Origin of the sequence: uncultured Rhodoblastus sp., from assembly GCF_903903185.1 — a bacterium.
Taxonomy (GTDB): Bacteria; Pseudomonadota; Alphaproteobacteria; order Rhizobiales; family Beijerinckiaceae; genus Rhodoblastus.
Window position 1 is genome coordinate 1 of the sequence record NZ_CAIUXT010000083.1, and the last position, 3,096, is coordinate 3,096.

Genomic DNA, 3,096 nt, shown 5'->3' on the forward strand with positions numbered 1-3,096 from the left:
CGCAATGTTCCGGCGGCTTTGTCGGGGCGATGCCGCCTTGCCCGCGGCAGGTCTGCGCCCGGTCGGCGAATTGTGGCTTTTTGCCGATGCGGCTGCCGCTTCGAACCTTCCGGATTGGGGGGCGTCATGAATGTCGCGCTCTCAAGCGTGGGGCCATGACGGGAGCTCGAGAATGATGTGTTTAGACGGAAGCGTATTCTGCGTTTGGAAGTACCTTGCGCACTCATCTGGCTTGAACCGCTCCCGTCGCCAAGCGGTTTCGGCGTTCTGCGGCGTCGGGCATCAAGTGTTTGAGTTTGGCGCAGACCTGTTCGATTGGGCTAAGGTCTGGACTGTAGGGCGGCTTGTCCTCGCGGTCGATGCGGTTTTCTGATCCGCCTGCGGGACGCCTCTCACAAGCGGTCCGGGCCGGACGACAACCATTCCAGAACCGGTCGAGGCAAAACCTGGTTCGACCGTTCCCAACTGCCGACGGACCTTTGTCGTTCGGTCATGGCCGGCTGTGCTTCTTCGATCCATTTCGTTCGCGGCTGGCCTTCACGCCGCGCGATGTTTCGCCGCACGCGCCGCGAACGCCAAAAGGTCGGCGTTGACCTTGTCCTTCTGCGTCGTGCACATGCCGTGCGGGGCGCCCGGATAGATTTTCAATTCGGCGTCCCTGACGAGCTTGGCCGACAAAAGGGCGGAAGCCGCGATCGGCACGATCTGATCGTCGTCGCCGTGCAGGATCAGCGTCGGCGCGTCGATCTTTTTCAGATCCTCCGTCAAGTCGGTCTCCGAGAACGCCTTGACGCAAAAATAGGACGCGGGCATGCCGGCCATCATCCCTTGAAGCCAGAATGACTCGCGCGCGCCTTCGGAAATTTTTGCGCCCGGCCGGTTGTAGCCATAGAAGGGCATGCTGAGGTCCTTCCAGAATTGCGAACGGTCGGCCAACACCGAGGCGCGGATCTGATCGAAAGCTTCGATCGGCGTGCCCCCTGGATTGGTTGCGCTCTTGATCATCACCGGGGTGACCGCGCCGATCAGCACGACCCCGGCGACTCGGCCGGTTCCATGACGCCCAATATAACGCGCGACCTCGCCTCCGCCCGTCGAGTGTCCGACGTGGATTGCGTTTTTCAGATCGAGCTTCCTGACAAGTTCCGCCAGGTCGTCGGCATAGGTATCCATGTCGTTGCCTTGCCAGGGCTGGCTTGACCGGCCGTGTCCGCGTCGATCGTGTGCGATCACGCGATAGCCGCGCGCCGCCAGAAAGAGCATCTGATCCTCGAAGGCGTCGGAGGAGAGCGGCCAGCCGTGGCTGAACACCACGGGTTGTCCGGCGCCCCAATCCTTGTAGTAGATTTGTGTGCCGTCTTTGGTCGTGAAGGTGCTCATGGCGCGTCCCTTTCGCGATGCAATTGAAACCCCAAAGCCCGTGAGTTTTGCAGATAGGGCATGCCCGCCAAACGGACCCGTCAGGCGCCGGTCGCAATATAGTCATCGACGCCGCGCTCACATCGACCTTACCGACGGCGACGGTATCCATAGTACCCACCGCCGCCGAGTAATAAAAAGAGCAGCACGATAATCAGAATCGTGTCCATGGCTTCCTCCATATAAGGCTTGCGAGTTATTCCTTCCCGAATTTGGGTTCAAATCGAATAAGTCGCCAACCTCGGAATCTACCCAACCGGCGCGAATCGATGGTCGCGCATCGTGTCGCCATGATGAACTACGTTGCGCCTTGCGGAACGTTTCAATGACAATGGAATTGCGCGAGGATCACGCCATTAGACACCTGGAATAGCGTGACATCGCCTATATCGCCGTTGGCGCCGATAGCCCGGCCGCCGGGCAGGGGAAGCACGCCATGGGCCCTTCTGCCGGGAACCAGCGTCGGCGTCACAACGCCGCTGAGCAGGTTGACCGCCGCGGGAAAAAATTGAGAAAGGGCGGCATTGCGAGGCCCGCGCGCGGAGCGCCGCCAGAGGCCCGCCGGATCGGATTTTACTTGCGCTTCCGAGACGACTCCGAACTCCTGGTCGCTCTTAGCGACACCGTTCTTCCAATGTCGTCGCCGCCACCATACGAAATCACAGAGCAGGCGGAACTCTTGCTCAAACTCTGGAACGAGACGCAATAGCGCGTCGCCGGACGGGCGGCGCTGCCGAAAATAGCAATTCCTCTCTCGCTGAAATGACAACTTTTCGCCAATCCGTTAATCGACGCTGGAGGACCGGTTCTGGCGCGAAGCTGGCGACCAGCCGTCACTGCGAACGGCCGCTAACCGGAGTTGGCAGCTTCCGCGCCACCTCGGGCGTTGCGTCGCTTTCTTGCAGAGAGTAGGGAAATCGGGAGGGTTGGTCAGCGAGGAGTTTACTTCTATGTCCAAGCCCGTTCATCCAGCAACAGGACGTCGGCGAACACGAAATAAACGTTGCGGTTCGCCATGCAGATCGGCGGCTTGTGCCGCGCGATGACGATCAAAAGACACCGGCCTCCGGATTCATCTGGATTGGCGCGCGGTCAATGACCTCGACAAAACCTAAATGAGTGAGGAAGTGACGGGAGCAGCTTTCAGCGAGTCTTCCGAATTGCGACGCCGAGCGAATTCAATGCGGGGACGAGACCGGGGTGCCGCAAAAGCGGCGCGGCGGCGGTTGACTTCAAATTCGCGACCGCGCGGTCATAGACCGCCAGACAATTGGCGGCAGTCAGGCGAGAGGAATACAAAAATGCGTCGATCGCATAGGCGCTGTATACCGCCTCGCTCAGTTCCTGCCCCTCGCGATGAGCTTTGCTGCGGGCGGCGTCCGTGCTGACGCCAAGCCGCAGCAGACCGGTCGTTCGCAAATCAAGGACAGTAAGGGGAAAGAGGGCGGAAACCTCGGCGATGGCCCATTCTTCGATTTCGGTTTCGTCGAGCAAACGATCGCTCGCTCCTTCGAATCGGTCGCGGACGATCGTTTCGGCGATCGCGGTCGCGAGATCGTTAGCCCGTCCAATTCACGACGGTTCGCTTTTTCGCCCTTTTCCGATGCCGTCGGTCTTGGGGCGCACGTCATCGACCAGCTTTTTCACCGCCTGATGAACTTTACTTTGATGAACGCG

The 3,096-nt window shown here is 60.0% G+C and carries 4 protein-coding genes and 1 pseudogene; all 5 read right to left on the reverse strand.

Annotated elements, in window-relative coordinates:
* Positions 1–181: 181 nt before the first annotated feature.
* A pseudogene (locus tag QZY01_RS08115) lies at positions 182–343 on the reverse strand (IS630 family transposase); the annotation flags it as partial.
* A 194-nt stretch (positions 344–537) separates the two neighbouring features.
* Positions 538–1,380 carry an alpha/beta hydrolase gene (locus tag QZY01_RS08120; RefSeq protein WP_294535661.1) on the reverse strand — a complete coding sequence of 281 codons (843 nt, stop codon included), beginning with the start codon at positions 1,378–1,380 and terminating at the stop codon, positions 538–540.
* A 128-nt stretch (positions 1,381–1,508) separates the two neighbouring features.
* Positions 1,509–1,601 (reverse strand): LPXTG cell wall anchor domain-containing protein, encoded by a 93-nt coding sequence (locus tag QZY01_RS08125; RefSeq protein WP_342394887.1) that lies wholly within the window; start codon positions 1,599–1,601, stop codon positions 1,509–1,511.
* A 140-nt stretch (positions 1,602–1,741) separates the two neighbouring features.
* The gene (locus QZY01_RS08130) at positions 1,742–2,125 is read right to left on the reverse strand and encodes a hypothetical protein (RefSeq protein WP_294535664.1); all 384 of its coding nucleotides are present in this window, start codon (positions 2,123–2,125) and stop codon (positions 1,742–1,744) included.
* Positions 2,126–2,562: 437 nt separating this feature from the next.
* A complete protein-coding gene (locus QZY01_RS08135; protein WP_342394888.1) occupies positions 2,563–2,991 on the reverse strand; it encodes an RES family NAD+ phosphorylase in 429 nt (142 codons plus the stop codon).
* Between the last annotated feature and the right edge of the window lie 105 nt (positions 2,992–3,096).